Source organism: Nostoc sp. 'Lobaria pulmonaria (5183) cyanobiont', from assembly GCF_002949795.1.
GTDB lineage: Bacteria > Cyanobacteriota > Cyanobacteriia > Cyanobacteriales > Nostocaceae > Nostoc.
In genome coordinates this window covers 165,266-182,620 of sequence record NZ_CP026692.1, presented here as the reverse complement: position 1 = coordinate 182,620, position 17,355 = coordinate 165,266, and the positions used below count along the sequence as shown (strand labels likewise).

Sequence of the window (17,355 nt, the reverse complement as noted above, 5' to 3'; positions counted from 1 at the left end):
TTTAAACTTTCTGAATAAACCGCCGCCCTAGCAAACCTTGGGGTCTAACTAATAACATGATAAACAAAATTGCAAACGCTACTGCGTCTTTATATCCAGAGAATTCAGAAGGAACAAACGCCTCCACTAATCCAATTACTAAGCCTCCCACCACTGCACCAGGAATACTACCTAAACCACCTAAGACAATTACTGCTAAACCCCGCAAACCAAAAGCAATGCCGAAATATGGCCCTGCAATACTAACACTAGAAGCGACTAAAGTTCCTGCTAATCCTGCTAAAAAACTGCTGATGAAGAATGTTAGGATGATAAAGCGATCGCTATTAATTCCTAACAAACTAGCTGTAGTTGGATCTTCTGCGATCGCTTGCATTGCCTTACCATATTTAGTTCGATTGATAAAATAGGTAAGAATTGCCACAATCACCACTGATACAGTAAAAATTACCACCTGAACACTGCGAATCGGAATTGGGTTTTCTGGACTACCAAAGTTAATCGCAGCTGGCAAATTACCGTAAGTATTTGCGGGGTACGTGTAACTTTCCGCGCCTATTAAATACTGGATTAAATTCACAATTACCACTGCTACTCCCAAGCTGGAAACAACAGTTAGCAAGGGATCGGAGCCTTGACGGCGCAAAGGTTGAAAAGCAACACGTTCCATCACTACCCCTACCAATCCCGCCAAGGTGCTTCCTAAAATTAAGGCTATAGCAAATGGTAATTTTATCGGTAAGGCTGCATTAGCCAGCAAGCCATTAAATCCAAAATTCCCACCCATAAGTGCATAAGTGAAATATGCACCCAAGGTAAAAATCGCGCCATGAGCTAAATTAATGATGCCCAAAATAGAATAAACCAAGGTATATCCTAAGGCAAAAATTGCATAGACGCTGCCAATAGATAAGCCATTTAATAATTGCTGCAAAAAGAGATTGATATTCATCTAGCAACTATTTTAGAAATATGAATTTACCTTGACTTCCATCTTTTTCCATTTTGATTTGGGCAACATAGAAATCTTTTTGCACAACTTCACCTGTGGGAGTAAAACCAATTTCACCTAACGGTGTATTGTATGCTCCTTCAAGTATTTGTTTGTTTAACTGCGTTCGTAATTCTGGTAGCTGTAGTTTGTTGATTTTGCTTTTTTTATCTAAAGATTGCAGTGCTTCGACATAAACCTGCACCGCTGCAAAAGCTTGGGCGCTAAATTGGGGTGGTTCTTTTTTATATTCTTCAATATAGGCTTTACGAAACGTCGCGTTAATTTCACCTGGATGTTCTGGACTGTAGGCTTGAGCAATCAATACCCCATCACAAAGTGCTTTACAAACTGGCAATAAATTTGATGTATTTAGACCATTTCCACCGACAATTAAACCTTTATAACCCAGTTCCCGCAATTGCCTAACTAAATTACCACCATCAGCAGCCAAGCCAGAAATAATCACCAAATCTGGTTTGAGATTAATTGCATTAGTAGCTTGGCTTTGAAAATCTGTGTCACTGGTTTGGAATTTTTGCACTGTTACCAATTCCAGCCCTTGATCCTTAACTGTTTGCTGAAAAATTTCCGTTTCTGACTTGCTAAATGCATCATTCTGAGCATAGAAAACTGCGACTTTTTTCAGTTGGGGATTTTGCTTAAGTGCAGCTTTGACAGAATTAGGCGCAACGATGGAAACAGGTGCAGAAACACGAGCAACGTAATCACCAATTTCAGGAATATTTTTAGCAGTATTTGATGGGCCAATAATTGGTACTTTTGCCCGTTCGCCAATGGGATCGGCACTAAAGGCTTGCTGTGACAAAGTTGGGCCAACAATTCCAATAACTTTATCTTTATTAATTAGAGTTTGAAAAGCGTTAATTGCTCCTGCTTCATCACCACTAGTATCTTGAAAAACTAATTTAATTGGTGTGCCATTAACACCACCTTTACTATTGAAATACTTCTGGGCAAGTTTAGCTCCAGCAACTTGCTCTTGACCGAGTAATGCCACATTGCTAGTTTGGGCAACACCAATACCGATGGGAATAGCACCTGATAATGTACCCGTTGTGGCTGGGGTATTGGTTGCAGTGTTATTTGGGATACTATTTGGACTATTAGTTGGAGAATTTGTTACAGTCTTAGTGCCACCCCCACAGCCTGTTAATAGCAAAGCGCAAGTTGATAATAATACTGTTGTCCGAGCGATCGCGTTGTTCATCGTTGAATAATCATCTAGTTATTAGATATTCAGCAAAAGTTAATAATGTCTGCAAACTAAATTAGGCAGATTTATACTATACTTTTGCAAGAATTTTATTAAATCATTTTTATTTGACCATGCAAAGACAAATATTCCAAGTGGTTGTCAATACAAGTTATTAGAATTAATAATGATTTTACTATTCACAGGTAGAAGGGGAGGGTGTGTTAGGGCTATGTAAAGATTTGAGCTTTAAGAGAGTAAAAACTAGTACAATAAGGCAAAAATCAAAAGAAAGAATACTTATACTACAAGCTTTTTACCAATTTCAGATAGTAGGTTTATTTTTGCCGTGACGTACTAGCCGTAACGCACCCTACTAGCGTGTCAAGGCTGAAATAGTGCATTAAATGTAGGTTGGGGAGCCACTGCTCGACTAGGGTTTCCCGGCTTAAAGCAAGTGGCGTTTGAAGAACAAAACCCAACATTAATCGTGGTGTTGGGTCTCCTACTTCGACCCAACCTACAAAATTTAATACAACATTTTCGGCTTGCCACGCTACTACAAGTTAAGGTTTACTTTAGAAATCAATCATCTCTTAGACAATTAGTTGTTTGATAGATAAAGTAAGTCGAGAATCACTTGGAGGATGCTTGAAAAGTATTGTTGGTAACAGCAAAACCCCCCAAGCAAGCCTTCACTTTTTTCTCCAACTTAATCAAAATTATATTGATCGATTTGAACTCCCCAAATATTGATTCTCATTAGTACCTCAACTTAATTAAATTTTGATAATGAATCATAAATATCAGCTAAACGAATGGAACAATTTTTAATATCCAATGGTTCAACATTTTGCCTAGCAACACTCCCCAGAGAGAGCCGTAAAGTTTCATTTTCAATCAACAATTCCATAGCTTCTGATAATTGTTGAATGTTTCCTGGGGGAACTAGCAAACCATTTTTATTTGAAATCACTAATTCAGGAATGCCTCCTACAGGGGTTGAAATCACGGGCAAACTCCAACTCATAGCTTCCACAATCGCCAGAGGCAGACCCTCGTTGTAAGAAGGCAAAATAAACACATCTGCTTGTGACAACACTTCATCCCGTTTTTCGGAATTAATCCAACCCAAAAAAGTTATCTCGTCTGCAAGGTTGAGACTAGCAGCCAACTGCTGCGCTTTTTCGATTTCACCATCTCCTGCCATAATTAGCCGACTACATTTTCTTTGATGATCCGACAGGTTAGCAAATGCCTGAATCAAATCAAATGCCCCTTTGCGTTCACCGACTCGCCCACAAAAGACCAAACTGATTTGAGACCGATTTTTGCGGTCAGGAATCTGTGTAGGTAATTCCGAGGGGTTAGGCAAGACAATAACTTGCTTAGGATTTAAACCTAGATTCAAGATATAGTAATCTTGCCAACTTTCTGAAACAACTATAAACCCTTGGCAGCGCTGAAATATTTTACTTACAAGTTGCTGTGCTAGTTGAGGAAGTTTAGCGTAAGTTAGATGAAATCCGGAACCATTAGTATGCATCAAGACGGGTTTGTTAAAGAGAAAGGCAACAACACAAAAAATTGCTTTTCGCAGAATGCTACCACCACCAGAAATATGAATGTGTACAACATCTATTTTTTGACTTAATAATTTCCATACCAATATAGCTAAAGATTTGCCAAAAACACTTAATCTATAAGCAATTGAGCCTTCATCATGGCTGTTTATGTGCTGGATTTTGATATAAGGAAGACTATGCTTAATTATCAGATTTTCAAGTGTTGCTATTCCTCCATTTTGTTCTAAACTAGGCCCCAGCATTAATACATTTAGTTGGTTCATTGGCGTTAACCTCTGTATTTTTTAGATAAGAACTCAAGTTGAAAGTCAAGGAATTCAAAATATAACTTGTTGAGAATCTCTAACAATGATTGAATAGCTTGTTCAAAGAAGTCAATTGCAATAAGTAGGTCGGCGTAAATATTTGTCGTTGGGATAAGGCAGGAGACACAATAGTAAAGGGTTTTAGCCTAGTTTCTCTTTCTTCATTAGTTTAGTTTTATTGTGCCAATCTACTTAAGTCGTTGACGACAGCAGGTTTGTACTACGTCAATAAATCAGTAGAATCAGTAACACCCTGAATATTTTACTATTTCTCCTACATTCCCACAAGTTATCACTCAAGTAGTATACACCTCTAATTTTTTATCCGTGTACATCGGTAATAGGTATAATATTAGAAAAAATTACTAGATAAGCAACATATAGTGAAAAATATACTAAAAATAGTTTAGGAAAAACGAGTTTTTGAGGAAGCTATGCCCAAAGACAAGGCGCTTCTCTAAGAAATGCTTCGTGTAGCTTGCTTCGACCTACTAGTATGCCTCATCTGGTAAAACCAATGGCGACAAGGACTTGATCTTAAACAGATGGAGAGGGCAATTTATGCGATCGCAGTTTTAGCAAATGGATAAAGTCGAGCTAATCTTATTCTGAGCTTTTGTGGGGGAGGCTATGTCTCTTAAGTCTTCTTTTCACTACCACCTCTCAACTCTCTAGGTTCGTAATGACGACAACCATTACATGGGCCGTCGGGATTGATAGCACAGCGGATGTAGCCAGATCGGGCATTAAATTTGCAGCTGATATCGCCAATCAGATAACCTACACCTTCTAAATAATAGCGATCGCCTTCCACAGGTCTGACGTTTTGCCGTCTCTGTACTACTGGAAAATTCATGGCTGCTTGCCTCATCTGCAAGCGCGATCGCTGGGTTCTACGCATCATCCACAGGGAAAACAGGGACGGTAAAAAACCAATGGCAATCACTAAAAGTGTCTTTAACACCTTCTTTTTACCTCTTCTAGGCGCTGATTGATTGTCCCTGATGTTACACTCTGGTTTTACGGAAGTGCAAATATTAGGGCGGCTTTTCTTTGTTACCAACTATGGTTGCAAAGAAATAATGGCAGTGTAGTATCTAGCAATTTTGAGGAACAAGTTCCTTCTGCCACTTCAATCAGCATAACTGTTACAACCTCAGAGGCGATCTGCCGTTGAATGTTGATAATTTTAAGATTTGTTGACTAATACCTTTTTGAAGAAGCGTTTTGTGTCAGCTTCAGCCCCATTCTTGTTTTTTCTGTGTCGCTGCGATGCTAATCTTTTTTTGGTTTGCTGACGAAGTTGCTCTGCTAGCAGTGCAGCTTCCCTTTCGGCTCGGAATAAATCAACTTTTCGCGTTGTCAAAATAAATGATTCGTCAGACTTTCGTTTCACCCAAGGGATGCTAACTGCGAAATACTGACAAATATTTTTGCATAGCTCCTTTATCAAGAGTGGGTAACGTTTTTGAGTATTTATTGTGTTAGCGATCGCTTTCAACTCTAATATCGCTGCTTCTAACTCTTCCGCCATCTGATTGATGCGTTCGACTTGTGTTATAAAACGCTCTCCTTCACTGATGATTTTTTTTTCTTGGGGTTGCAGTGGCACTATAGCAGTAGTTACAAATGTAGGCTGGAACAGCAAAATGGGCTTTTTGTCCGTGTCTGGGATTTTTTTCATACTACCTCAAGCAAGGCTAGCTGACTTTTAAAGCATTTTAGCAGCTAATTAGTATACTTGTACTATGAAATGATAATGCCTAAGAGAATAAGGAACTTCCTACTAAAAAAATACCCATCGCTTTGGTGAGCAGCGATCGCCTTTTTTATATTTTCTACAATATGTTTTTATACTCTTAAAATAATTTAACTAAACATTTTTACATAGATTAAGCATGAGGAATCAGGGCGATCGCAGGGAATCTTCATGAGCGAAGCGAGATAAAGGCGTACCGAGCCTCGCAAAAATTAAATAGGAGTTCGATATTGCAATCAAACAAGAAGCGCGATATTGAATTCGGGCAGTCGTTTCTTGAATTCGGGCAGTCGTTTCTTGAATTCGGGCGATCGTTTCTTGAATTCGGGCAGTCGTTTCTTGAATTCGGGCAGTCGTTTCTTGAATTCGGGCAGTCGTTTCTTGAATTCGGGCGATCGTTTCTTGAATTCGGGCAGTCGTTTCTTGAATTCGGGCGATCGTTTCTTGAATTCGGGCAGTCGTTTCTTGAATTCGGATAAATCTCAATAAATTCACTGAATAAACACAATATTCTTTGTACTAAATCTTTTAAACAATACTGAATATTGCGGGTGTCAATCACCCCAATTTTATTTATCCTAATGGTGTAAAGACAAGGATAGAAGTCAGTTTTTATCCTAGTGCATGATTAAGAAAAGGAAAGTTATATATGTCACGTCCAAAACGTGGATCTAAAGTACTTGATAGAGCACAGCGTCGGATTGCGGGTTTGAAATCGATTAATCCCACCTTAGATTTAGGTAATGGAGTCACTATTGACACCTTTGCCACCGCCATCAAAAAAACACAGGACAAGTTGGAAGTTTATAACTCCAGCCTCTCCACCGTCGATCTAACTCAGGGAGCTTTAGAATTAGCCGAAAAGTCGCTGATGGAACTAACAGAACATGTGTTAGTCAGCGTAGCTGCAAAGTATGGCAAGAATAGCGATGAGTACAAAATGGCAGGGGGCGTTCGTCGCAGCGAACGCAAGCGTCCAGCGCGGAAGCCTAAGCAAGAGGTTGTTGCTTGATAAAGACAATACATTTGGATTTTTTTGACACTCTCCCGAATTCAATTCGGGAGATTCTTGGTTAGGTGGCGAACCAATCGATAAATATTATTAGGACTTACGCATTGACAGGAAAGACAAAATATAAGAAACAGGTGGTTAGAAACCGCGTCTACACAAACAAAACCTACCTCCGTGGGTTTCAAACCCTTAATTTGACCTTAGTCTGCGGAGGCGGACTTTGCCTGTGTAGCCGCGAATTCTATTCGCCGGGGCTTAAGTTGACTAATTCTTCGAGAATAGATAATATTTGATCGCAAGATATTGAAACTTAACGAAAAAGATAGCGATCGCTTGAGTTTCAGAGAAACTGAATCGCTTGGTGTTGAACCAGAAGCCTAGTATCTCATTAAAATTTACTTAAATTATTCATTAAGTGTATTTTCGTAGGTACCGATCGCTTATACTGCTAAAATCAGGTTTTAGAACAAGCGATCGACAAGACCAGAACACGCTGTTGAACCTTGAGGGCTTTTGAAAAATCTTAAATTCAAAGTTTATCAGTTTAGGAATACCTGCGGTCTTAATTAACATAATATTAAGTTAAACCTCATCTATGTTGAGAACCGTAGTTTTTGCCCTCACCCTAAATCCCTCTCCCAAGTAGGGAGAGGGACTTCTTTCCGGCTCCCCTTCTCCCAATATTGGGAGAAGGGGCTGGGGGATGAGGGTTTTTTTATTCATACAGAACTACGGTTTTCAACGTGGACGCAGTTTATTAAGTCAAGTTTTATTAATTACTATGACTCAAAGCCAAGATAATCAACCCGCTTGGTGGGAATCGGTACAAAAGATTTTAGATAACAAATTAGTCGGGTGGGGTGTACCGGGTATTTTTATTGCTATTGCTGCTGATCATGCCAAAAATGCCCGATGGAAAGAGTTTGCTATCTTTTTAGGAATCACCGTTCTTGTCTTTATCATCATCAGAATTGGGAATAAACTTCTTCCCTATTTCGATAAATTTTTGGACTGGATACTTACTACTCAAATTCCCAAATGGTGGACGCAAATTACAGATCGGTTTGGGGCAGAGTATCTTGCCCGACAAATAGCTGAATGTGAAGAATACCAGGGGCGCGGATTTAGTGGCGAAGGACTGGATCTGGAAAATGTATTTGTCCCCTTGGGCTTTAATTCAGAAACGCCAGTTTCTAATCCTCAAGATTTGACCTCCGGTGATCAAACTGAGCCGGAGCAAAATTCGGAATCCGGGCAAACAGCAACCTCTATAACTATTACTACTCAGCAGGAAAGTGAAATTAGTAGTTTGCTGAGAAAGATTACGAAAAAAAATTCGAGGTTGCGACGACTGGTAATTTTAGGAGCGCCTGGTTCAGGAAAAACCACACTTTTACGGCACATCACGCTTCTGCTTGCTCTGCGAAAACAATCAAAATTGTGTCGAGGTTTGCCTCAACTTATTCCTATTTTGTTGAGGTTGAGAGATGTGGCTCCCGCTATTGTTGCAGATGCTAACTCCTCTCTAGCTCAAGTAATCGCTAAAGCGATGGGAGATGAATCAACAAAAACTCATGATTGGTTTATAAAACAGCTTAAAGACGCCAAGTGTTTGGTAATGTTAGATGGACTCGATGAAGTTGCGGACGATGAGCATCGACGGCAGGTAAGTACTTGGGTTTATCAGCAACTCCGAAATTATCAGCATAAATTACCGTTCATTCTCACATCGCGTCCACAAGCTTACAATCAAGCTCCTCTGCCAGATACCCCAGCTTATTTTGTGCGGTCATTCACCACTCAACAGCGCAATAGCTTTCTTTTCAAGTGGTATTTTAATCTAGAAAAACGTAAAAATTCTAGAAAACAATCACAAAAACAGTTGAAGAAAATTGCCGAATCCAAAAAAAACGAGTTAGTGCGGCAAATTGATGCAGTTTCTTCACTCCGCTTGATGGCAACTAACCCGCTTTTACTGGCATTGATTATTAATACTTACAAGCAGAAAACGAGTCTTTCTCCAACCCGAACAGGACTTTACAAGCAAGTTTGTGATGTGCTTCTCCAAGGACGGCAATCTGCTTCTGGAACTACCCGATATCCACTCAAGCCAGAGCAAAAGCAAGAAGCTTTGCAGGCACTCGCATTGGAGATGACCAAACGCCAAGTACTTCAGTTTACGCTAGATGAGAGTAATCAGGACAGTAATATTTTTCTAGCAAAAGAGTTTCTTCAGGCAGAACTAGCTCAGATGGTTGAGGGGGGACAACAGGTTAAACCAGAAGATTTTATCGAAAGAGATGATAGTGGTGTGCGAGAACTGTTGAGCGATCGCAAACAAGAAAAACTCTATGAATTTACCCATCGCACCTTTCAGGAGTATTTAACGGCGGTTGAACTCACAAAGGCAGAGCATGAGCCTTATTTATTAGAAGTTTTTACTAAAAATAACCAATACCTGGATGGAAAAAATAACCAATACCTGGATTGGAGGAGACAAACTATTTTATTCTATGCAGGTCAAGTCAAAGTCGATAACCTGATTGATGCGGCATTAAACAACCCAACTGTCGCCACCTTAACCCTTGCTTACGAGTGTTTGCAGAACAAGCTCAGAGTTAGTCCAAAGAAAGAACAGGAACTACTGAAAAAGGTAGAAGAGGGTTTGAAGTCAGATGACCTGGAAGTTTTTAAGTTAGCAGCATCAGTGCAACTGGAAAAACGGCTAAATCACCTGAACGAAGATTGTTTTGTAGGGAGTTCAGAAAAAGAAGACCAGATGGCGATCGCCACCACAGAGACAGGTGACAAAATCTGGCCAGGGCAAGTGGTAGATGATACTGAGATTACTGAGGCAGAATATCGCCTGTTTTTCTTAGAGACAACCAACAGCGACTTAACTATTGAAATCAAACCAGGTGAAATCGGCTTTGCCCAAGGAAATGCGTTTTGTGCCTGGTTGAGTCAGAGAACTAGAGAACGATTTGGTGAGGCAGGAATCTGTTATAGGCGCGAAACCTCAACAGAGAAATTTCACCTAGTCCGGTTTCGCATACCCGAAAAGTATCATCAACTCGCTTACTATCTAGCAGCAGGTATGTGGAAAGAGGCTGATGAGGAAACATTTAAGGTGATGCTGGAAGTCGCAGGAAGGGAAAAACAAGGCTATCTGCAAATAGAAGACATTCAGGAATTTCCCTGTGAAGACTTGAGAACTATTGACCAACTGTGGGTTAATTACAGCAATGGAAAATTTGGGTTTAGTGTTCAGAAAAAAATATATCTCGAAGAGGGTGGAATCTTAGAAGGAAGTCGAACAAGTTCACCTTTGTTGAAGATTTTCGCCCCCTTCATAAGGATATATGCACGTTTTGGTGGTATTAGGGATGATTTTGATTTAGACGAAATATACAAAGCTTTTAGTCGCTTCGGCGATCGCGTGGAGTGGAGAGTGGGTGACAATTGGATAGATTTGAGTAAAGTAAAATATAGTGCCTCTGCCTGTGAGGGACACTTACCTTCTAATTTCAATACCAATACCACGAACAGTAAGAACACCTTCTTTTTTCTCGCGTCGCGACTTGTAAAATGTAACATATAAAGCTTTCAGAAATTTGTAAACATTTATCACAGCCTCTTTTCCCACGCAATAATCAACATTTCATAAATCCGATACCTCACCGCAATAATCAACATTTCATAAATCCGATACCTGGCACCGTCGGCTGATAGCGATTTGCCTGAATAAATTTTTCCGCTACCTCATGCACCTCAGTAGATTCCGTCACCCTCTGGTTATCCCAAGGTAAACTCATCTGCCCAGGCGACGACTTTTTAGCCTTCCCACTCTTAATCATCGAAGGCAAAAAGTGACTTCCCCAAAAATTTCGCTTTTCTGGTTGCGCTTTTGGCTTATATTTCTGACAAAATCTGCGATACCTGGCCGCGCACTCTTCTAAAGTTCGCCCCAATTGTAAAAATGCTGGATGCCATTGAGTTATGCCATCATTACTCAAACGGTCGTGAGTGCCATAATTACTAAAGTCATAGAAAAAACCCTGCTGTATTCCCGCCGCTTTTGGGTTAGCGTGAATATATCGCAGAGTATTCAACGCCCGTTGTCGATCTGTGTTGCTAAAACCTGTACTGTGGTATCGCTTCTCCCAAAAATGCCCAGTGCGGTTCAACATTCGATTAAAGCACATGGCAGTATACCAGTTGAGCCAGTGCATAATTTTGGGCAAATCTTCTGGCTGTTGTGGCTCTATCAAGTAATGCACATGATTCGACATAATGCACAAAGCATAGAGTTTAAATTTATACTTATCCTGTGCCTTCTTAATGGCATAAAGGAAAACTTCACGACATTCTAACCGCGTCAGCCGAAATTCCCGGTTATTGCAACGGGTAGTAATGTGATAACAAAAGCCTGATTTAAGTTCGCGTCGAGGGCGGGGCATAAGTATTTAATTGCGTTAGCGTAGCGGGGCGTAGCCCATTGCGAATTGTTTTTCATATAGTGAAAATCTAGAATAGGCTTTCACACTGCATAAGATTTATGACTATTGTCACCTTAGAGCTACCCGAAGAAATATTTTCTGCCCTGCGCCTATCATCTAATGAGTTTGTCCGTGAATTGCGTTTGGCTGCGGCCATACACTGGTATGGACGCAGTGAAATTTCTCAAGAGAAAGCAGCTAATATCGCCGATTTAGATAGAACAGATTTTCTCCTGGCTTTATCCCGTGAACAAATCGATGCCTTCATTGTTGATTTTGATGACTTACAACGGGAATTAGAACGTGGCTGAACCACCTATGATTCTGGCATTAGTTGGCGAGTAGTAAGCGATCGCCCCATCTCCCCTTCCACTGCTAAACTAAAAAACAACCCTTACTCCTGCAAAGGTAGTCTTATGACCTCTGCAACCGATCCATCCACCGCCCTCACCCCGTTCCCAGACCATACACAGCTTCCTGAGTCTGATGGTACATTCGTGAAAAACTTTCAGGAACATCCCCAAAGCATTCTCCTAACCGACTCGATTAAACCGATATTGCAAAAACGTCATCCTGATGGGCAATACTGTATTGGTCAAGATAGCGGTATCTACTGGCGCATTACTGACCCCCCAGAAAAAGGCGCAGAAGCACCAGACTGGTTTTATGTAGGGAATGTACCACCTACTCTGGATGGACAAACGCGCAGGTCTTATGTACTCTGGCGAGAGTTTATTGCCCCATTAATTGCATTAGAATTTGTTTCTGGCGATGGTAGTCAGGAGCGAGACAAAACTCCTTGGAAGGGAAAATTTTGGATTTATGAGCAGGTGATTCGTCCTCCCTTCTACAGCATTTATGAAATGAATAAAGCCAGTGTGGAAGTTTATGAATTAATTGGTGGACAATATCAGTTATTAATAGCAAATGAACGGGGACATTATCCTATACATCCTTTAGGAGTTGAGTTAGGAATTTGGCAGGGACAATATTACAATATGGAATTACCTTGGCTACGCTGGTGGGATTTGCAAGGTAATTTGTTGTTGACTGGTGAAGAAAGAGCCGATCGCTTGACTGCTCAATTGCGCTCTTTAGGCGTTGAACCAGAAGTCTAATCTTTACCTATTTATTCACATCCAGCAACCGCGAAGTTTGTAACCGACTCATCCACTTCTCTAAATAAATTTGATTACCTTTTTCCTCATTTGGATCTTTAGTATCTAAAGGATAAGGCATCAGTCCCAAAATCGTTGCTGTCGTCACGCAAAACATCGATTTTTGGAAACTCATGCAAATTTGGACTCGCAAATCATCTTCACCCCGCAGACTGCGACGATAAATTTCGTGCAAATATTCTGGAAGATAATGACGCATATCTTGCATCAACAAGGTAGGAGGAATACCCGCACCACCGATGGGTAAAGGATCGGCATACAATGCACCATATTGAAATCGAGTTTGATCTGGGGGAATTTGATATCCTTGGGCGTTGTATGAAACAGTACCGTGGAAAGGAGTTCCTCGGAAGAATACTGCTTCTACATAAGGTATTGCTGTATCTGCTAAGAACGTCAAACCAACGCTTTTAGGAATTATTTCATAGACCTTACCTCGAATTTTGACAGCGTAGGTAATTGGGTTTGATGCATTTGCCACTAACCCTGCTTTAATGTGGTCTACAACTTGGGGAATCGATTTGATTTCGCCTCGGTCATAGCGGTCTGATAAGCTGAGGAACATATCAGCCATGACTCGCCAGAATTGACCTAAACCGGTGTAGTAAGCAGAGACACGCAACTGTTCTGTTAAGAAATCTGGAAACAGTTGGTTAATACCCAAAATGAAGGGATTATTTTTAAATTTTACGGCGATAACAGCTTGCGCTCTTTCTTGAAATTCTTGTGTATCTAAATACGTATCTAGTCCGCCGCCACCGTGCCACATCATGCCTTTCATGCAATATTCGGCATATTCAAAATTAATTCGGTCATGCCACCAGTGACGAAGTAATTTCTGAAAAGAAACGTCCCCATTAAAGTATTTAAAAAATGGGAAAAATACTAAAAACTGATGCTCGGCAATATAGTTAAGATTTTTTGAATAGGCATCTAAAACTACCCCATAGCTTTTAAGAATACCAACAACTTCCAGCACATTCTCTGGACTATCGGGGAGTAATGCATCTCCTTTTTGTAGACGTTCAATATACTCAGCTAAGGGATTGCGAGTAGCTTTTTTTTTAATAGTTACCATTGCCATATCTCCAAAAATTTTAGGGATTGGGGCATTGGGCATTGGGTATTGGGCATTAGGAAAACTTTTCCCCAGTCCCCATTCCCTAGTCCCCATTCCCCACTGCTTTATCCAAGGACACTGCTAATACTACATTTTGGGTATTTACCATTGCTGTAATTGTTGGTTCAGTCCAGCGCACTAACCAACTAGGTTGAATGCCGAAAATCACAATCAGCACAGCTAAAATTGCAGGTGGGATGCGATCGCTCCAATACACACGCGGTAAGTTGGTAACTGATGCAGATAGGCGTCCAAAAAAGGCGCGGTTGACGAGTATTAGGAAATAAACTGCTGTTAAACCAGTACCAAGCATACATAACAGAGTTTGCACTGGAAAAACTGGAAAACTTCCCCGATAAACTACGAATTCGGAAATAAACCCTAGCATTCCCGGTATACCAGCGCTGGCCATGACTCCGACAATCATCAAGCTACCGATTACTGGCATACCTCGTTCTGGGTTCAGTAATCCTTGGATGATTGCTAAATCACGGCTTCCGGCTTTTTTATACACAACCCCTACCAACAAAAACAGCATTGCGGAAATCAAGCCGTGGCTAATCATTTGCATCACAGCACCTAACACACTTAAAGGTGTGGCCGCCGCCGCCGCTAAAAGCACGTAACCCATGTGTCCAATGGAGCTGTATGCTACCATTTTTTTCATATCGCTTTGGGCGATCGCGCATGATGAACCATACAGCACACTTACTACTGCCCAAGTTGCCAACCAAGGAGCTAGATAACTCCAAGCTTCTGGTAACAAGTTCATCCCAAAGCGCAGTAAGCCGTAAGTTCCTAACTTCAATAGCACCCCAGCCAATAGCACGGAAATCGGTGTGGAAGCTTCAACGTGAGCATCTGGCAACCAAGTATGAAAGGGAACTAAGGGAATTTTAATCCCAAAACCTACCAAAATTCCCGCTAGCAGTAATAGCTGTGTTGCTAGAGGTAAAGTTGTCGTGTTCAAGGTTGCTAGTGCAAAGTTAGAGGAACCACTCAGCCAAACCATGCCGAGGAAACTTGCTAAAATCAGGATTCCTGAAACGGCTGTATAAATGAGAAATTTAGTCGCTGCATAACCCCGCTTCGCGCCACCCCAAATGGCTATCAGCAAATACAGCGGAATTAGTTCCAATTCGTAAAACAGGAAAAATAACAGTAAATCCTGTGCTAGAAAAGCTCCTGTCACCCCAGCGCTTAATAATAGTATCAAAGAGTAATAAAATTTCGGACGCTGTAGGGATTCATCGCTGCTGTAAATGGCAATACAAGTTAACAATCCATTTAGAACCAGCAATGGCAAAGATAAACCATCTATCCCAAGGTTATAGTTCAACCCTAAAGCATCTACCCAAGGAAGAGACTCAGCAAACTGTTGAGTAATTTCTTTGGGATGGAACTGAGTTACTAATAGGATTGTCCACAAGAAAGCAATACTGGCAAAGACCAAAGCCACCCTACGGGCGAATTTCCCACTGATGCCAGAGGGTGAGAAACCAATTAAAGCTGCGCCGATTAGCGGCACTAAAATTAAAACACTAAGCATAGACTTTAGGTAAGGGGAACAGGGGAGTAAGGAGAAAATAATAAATTTTTAACTCCTTAACTCAGCACTCAGCACTCAGCACTCTTAAAAAGGCAATTTATCTAGTAAACCCAATGACCAACTGATGAAAAAACCCAGGACGCTGACAACTGCTAGGATGGTCAACATATAGCCCTGAGATTGTCCAGAAATGCTGTACTTTAAAGTTTGTCCGCCAAGAATGGTTGCAAACCCAACCAAGTTTACTAAACCGTCAACCAAGTAGCGATCGCTCCAAGCAGAAATTTTAGATAGCAGTGCTACTACACTTACCACGGTTACAAGATAAACTCGGTCAATATAAAAATCATAACCTAACAGGTCTTGCAGAAATCTCCATGCCAAGATTCTGGATCTAGACCAAGCTTTGTGTAGATAAACTGTACACCCTAAACCTACGCCCACTACTGTAGACCCAAACAACGCTAAGGCCACATACCAATTAATACTTTCCCAATCGGGTAGTAAGTACCATTGCTGTAACATTAGAGGTAGAAGTAGAGTTAGCACTGTCAGAAATACCATTGGGAAGGCCATCTGCCAACCAACTTCTGGGGTGCGACGGGTTTTTTGTTGCGGTTTACCCCAGAAGACTAATCTAAATACTCTTGTCAAATTCAATGCTGTCAAACCATTGACTAATATTAAAACCCCAATTACCCAAGGGCTAATACTCACGAAACCATCAGCCCATGCTAGCATTGCCCAGAAACTTCCTAGTGGTAGCAGTGTCACCATCCCGGCTGAACCGACCACAAAGGCAGTGGTGGTGGCCGGCATCCGTGACCACAAACCGCCCATTTCTGTTAAGTCTTGGCTTTGGGTAGTCAAGATGACTGAACCAGAACTCATAAATAATAATGCTTTGGCGATCGCATGAGCTAACAGCAACATCAAGGCTACACCCCCTTGCTGTAACCCCACTGCTAAAAACACTAACCCCATATATGCACTGGTGGAATGAGACAGCGATCGCTTAATGTCAATCTGAGCTATGGATACTAATGTCGCCCCAATTGCTGTCACTGTACCCATGACTACCAAGGCATTCAAGGCAACTGGCGATAGGGCTAATAATGGTTGAAATCTATACAGTAAATAAGCACCACCAGCTACTACCAGAGAGTTGCGCATTACCGACGCGGGGTTGGGCCCTTCCATTGCCTCATCTAACCACAGGTGCAGTGGAAATTGGGCACATTTACCAGCAGGTCCAGCAATTAACGCCAACCCTAGTAACGTCGATGTCATTGGGCTTAAATTAGCTGTTTGTGCCCACTCATATAAATCCGAAAAGTTCAAACTCCCGGCTAAGGTGGAAAGTGTCACTACAGCCATCAACAGCAACAAATCTCCCACCCGTTTAGTCCAAAACGCATCTCGCGCCGCCGTTACTACTAGTGGTTGAGCATACCAGAACCCCACCAGCAAGTAAGTCGAAAGCGTCAGGACTTCCAAAAGGGCATAACTGAGAAACAAAGAATCACTGATTGCTAGACCACTCAGCGCCGCTTCAAAAAATCCCAGCAGCGCAAAAAAACGCGCTAACGACCAGTCCTTTTCCATGTAACCCAGAGCGTAAACTTGTGCCAGTAAGCTTAACCCTGTAATTAAAACTGTTGCCCCCATGCTGACTGGCGATAGTTCCAAGGCAAAAGATAAGTCTAAATCTGCCGCTTTGAACCAATTGATTAGTAAGTTTTCTGGTTCTCTATCCCAGATATTTTTAAATACAAACAGGCTATGGACAAAAGCTAAAACGGTCGTCAACAAGTTGAAGTATGCCGCAGGTCTTGGCCCTGTTCGCTGAATTATTCCTATTCCCCACGGCAAGGTCAAAATTGCGCCTAATAAGCTATACAAAGGCACAAACCAACTTGTTGAAAATAGAAATTGATCCATTTAAATTTCCCTTGATGACTCAGCCTTGATTTTAAAAAAATTCAAAACAATTTTTTTTAATAAAATTAATTTATCAAAATATCGATGTTTTTTTACTATTATTTTAACTAAACTTACAGAAGTACTTTTACTTAAAGTTACCCTATTAATTATAAGTAAAATATAACTTTACATAAGCAAAAGCATTTACTTGCTTTAA

At 41.0% G+C, this 17,355-nt stretch carries 14 protein-coding genes; 4 read left to right on the top strand and 10 right to left on the bottom strand.

Annotated features, from left to right (window positions below):
• Window position 1 precedes the first annotated feature (1 nt).
• The 6 genes from NLP_RS00745 to NLP_RS00720 form a co-directional block, all read right to left on the bottom strand.
• Window positions 2-952: a branched-chain amino acid ABC transporter permease gene (locus NLP_RS00745; RefSeq protein ID WP_104904718.1), complete on the bottom strand. Its 951-nt coding sequence runs from the start codon at window positions 950-952 to the stop codon at window positions 2-4.
• Window positions 953-959: 7 nt separating this feature from the next.
• Complete coding sequence (locus tag NLP_RS00740) at window positions 960-2,222, bottom strand: ABC transporter substrate-binding protein (protein WP_104904717.1); 1,263 nt, start codon at window positions 2,220-2,222, stop codon at window positions 960-962.
• A gap of 760 nt (window positions 2,223-2,982) precedes the next feature.
• Window positions 2,983-4,056, bottom strand: coding sequence for a glycosyltransferase family 4 protein (locus NLP_RS00735; protein WP_104904716.1), 1,074 nt, complete (start codon window positions 4,054-4,056; stop codon window positions 2,983-2,985).
• Between the two features lie 679 nt (window positions 4,057-4,735).
• Window positions 4,736-5,062 carry a DUF6464 family protein gene (locus NLP_RS00730; protein WP_104904715.1) on the bottom strand — a complete coding sequence of 109 codons (327 nt, stop codon included), beginning with the start codon at window positions 5,060-5,062 and terminating at the stop codon, window positions 4,736-4,738.
• A gap of 225 nt (window positions 5,063-5,287) precedes the next feature.
• The gene (locus tag NLP_RS00725) at window positions 5,288-5,782 is read right to left on the bottom strand and encodes a hypothetical protein (RefSeq protein ID WP_104904714.1); all 495 of its coding nucleotides are present in this window, start codon (window positions 5,780-5,782) and stop codon (window positions 5,288-5,290) included.
• Between the two features lie 222 nt (window positions 5,783-6,004).
• Window positions 6,005-6,352: a hypothetical protein gene (locus NLP_RS00720; RefSeq protein WP_104904713.1), complete on the bottom strand. Its 348-nt coding sequence runs from the start codon at window positions 6,350-6,352 to the stop codon at window positions 6,005-6,007.
• 154 nt (window positions 6,353-6,506) lie between these two features.
• On the opposite strand from NLP_RS00720, the gene NLP_RS00715 reads away from it, so the two are divergent.
• Together NLP_RS00715 and NLP_RS00710 are read left to right on the top strand one after the other, a co-directional pair.
• Window positions 6,507-6,869 (top strand): hypothetical protein, encoded by a 363-nt coding sequence (locus tag NLP_RS00715; RefSeq protein WP_104904712.1) that lies wholly within the window; start codon window positions 6,507-6,509, stop codon window positions 6,867-6,869.
• A 703-nt stretch (window positions 6,870-7,572) separates the two neighbouring features.
• Complete coding sequence (locus tag NLP_RS00710) at window positions 7,573-10,470, top strand: GUN4 domain-containing protein (RefSeq protein ID WP_104904711.1); 2,898 nt, start codon at window positions 7,573-7,575, stop codon at window positions 10,468-10,470.
• A gap of 88 nt (window positions 10,471-10,558) precedes the next feature.
• Here NLP_RS00710 and NLP_RS00705 read toward each other — a convergent pair whose 3' ends face one another.
• A complete protein-coding gene (locus NLP_RS00705; protein ID WP_104904710.1) occupies window positions 10,559-11,329 on the bottom strand; it encodes a transposase in 771 nt (256 codons plus the stop codon).
• Window positions 11,330-11,427: 98 nt separating this feature from the next.
• Here NLP_RS00705 and NLP_RS00700 point away from each other — a divergent pair, with 98 nt between their 5' ends.
• Both NLP_RS00700 and NLP_RS00695 read left to right on the top strand, forming a co-directional pair.
• The gene (locus tag NLP_RS00700) at window positions 11,428-11,679 is read left to right on the top strand and encodes a UPF0175 family protein (protein WP_104904709.1); all 252 of its coding nucleotides are present in this window, start codon (window positions 11,428-11,430) and stop codon (window positions 11,677-11,679) included.
• 105 nt (window positions 11,680-11,784) lie between these two features.
• A complete protein-coding gene (locus NLP_RS00695; RefSeq protein WP_104904708.1) occupies window positions 11,785-12,486 on the top strand; it encodes a Uma2 family endonuclease in 702 nt (233 codons plus the stop codon).
• 7 nt (window positions 12,487-12,493) lie between these two features.
• Here the strand turns inward: NLP_RS00695 and NLP_RS00690 are convergent, their stop codons facing one another.
• The 3 genes from NLP_RS00690 to NLP_RS00680 form a co-directional block, all read right to left on the bottom strand.
• Entirely contained in the window at window positions 12,494-13,624 is a 1,131-nt protein-coding gene (locus NLP_RS00690; RefSeq protein WP_104909721.1) for a CO2 hydration protein, read from the bottom strand.
• Between the two features lie 85 nt (window positions 13,625-13,709).
• Window positions 13,710-15,215 carry an NADH-quinone oxidoreductase subunit M gene (locus NLP_RS00685; RefSeq protein ID WP_104904707.1) on the bottom strand — a complete coding sequence of 502 codons (1,506 nt, stop codon included), beginning with the start codon at window positions 15,213-15,215 and terminating at the stop codon, window positions 13,710-13,712.
• A gap of 84 nt (window positions 15,216-15,299) precedes the next feature.
• On the bottom strand, window positions 15,300-17,156 hold the full coding sequence (locus NLP_RS00680) for an NAD(P)H-quinone oxidoreductase subunit F (RefSeq protein WP_104904706.1): 1,857 nt from the start codon (window positions 17,154-17,156) through the stop codon (window positions 15,300-15,302).
• Between the last annotated feature and the right edge of the window lie 199 nt (window positions 17,157-17,355).

Coding starts and splice junctions, on each gene's coding strand:
- NLP_RS00745 (WP_104904718.1), bottom strand. CDS start 952: ATGAATATCAATCTCTTTTTGCAGCAATTATTAAATGGCTTATCTATT.
- NLP_RS00740 (WP_104904717.1), bottom strand. CDS start 2,222: ATGAACAACGCGATCGCTCGGACAACAGTATTATTATCAACTTGCGCT.
- NLP_RS00735 (WP_104904716.1), bottom strand. CDS start 4,056: ATGAACCAACTAAATGTATTAATGCTGGGGCCTAGTTTAGAACAAAAT.
- NLP_RS00725 (WP_104904714.1), bottom strand. CDS start 5,782: ATGAAAAAAATCCCAGACACGGACAAAAAGCCCATTTTGCTGTTCCAG.
- NLP_RS00715 (WP_104904712.1), top strand. CDS start 6,507: ATGTCACGTCCAAAACGTGGATCTAAAGTACTTGATAGAGCACAGCGT.
- NLP_RS00710 (WP_104904711.1), top strand. CDS start 7,573: ATGAGGGTTTTTTTATTCATACAGAACTACGGTTTTCAACGTGGACGC.
- NLP_RS00705 (WP_104904710.1), bottom strand. CDS start 11,329: ATGCCCCGCCCTCGACGCGAACTTAAATCAGGCTTTTGTTATCACATT.
- NLP_RS00700 (WP_104904709.1), top strand. CDS start 11,428: ATGACTATTGTCACCTTAGAGCTACCCGAAGAAATATTTTCTGCCCTG.
- NLP_RS00695 (WP_104904708.1), top strand. CDS start 11,785: ATGACCTCTGCAACCGATCCATCCACCGCCCTCACCCCGTTCCCAGAC.
- NLP_RS00690 (WP_104909721.1), bottom strand. CDS start 13,624: ATGGTAACTATTAAAAAAAAAGCTACTCGCAATCCCTTAGCTGAGTAT.
- NLP_RS00685 (WP_104904707.1), bottom strand. CDS start 15,215: ATGCTTAGTGTTTTAATTTTAGTGCCGCTAATCGGCGCAGCTTTAATT.
- NLP_RS00680 (WP_104904706.1), bottom strand. CDS start 17,156: ATGGATCAATTTCTATTTTCAACAAGTTGGTTTGTGCCTTTGTATAGC.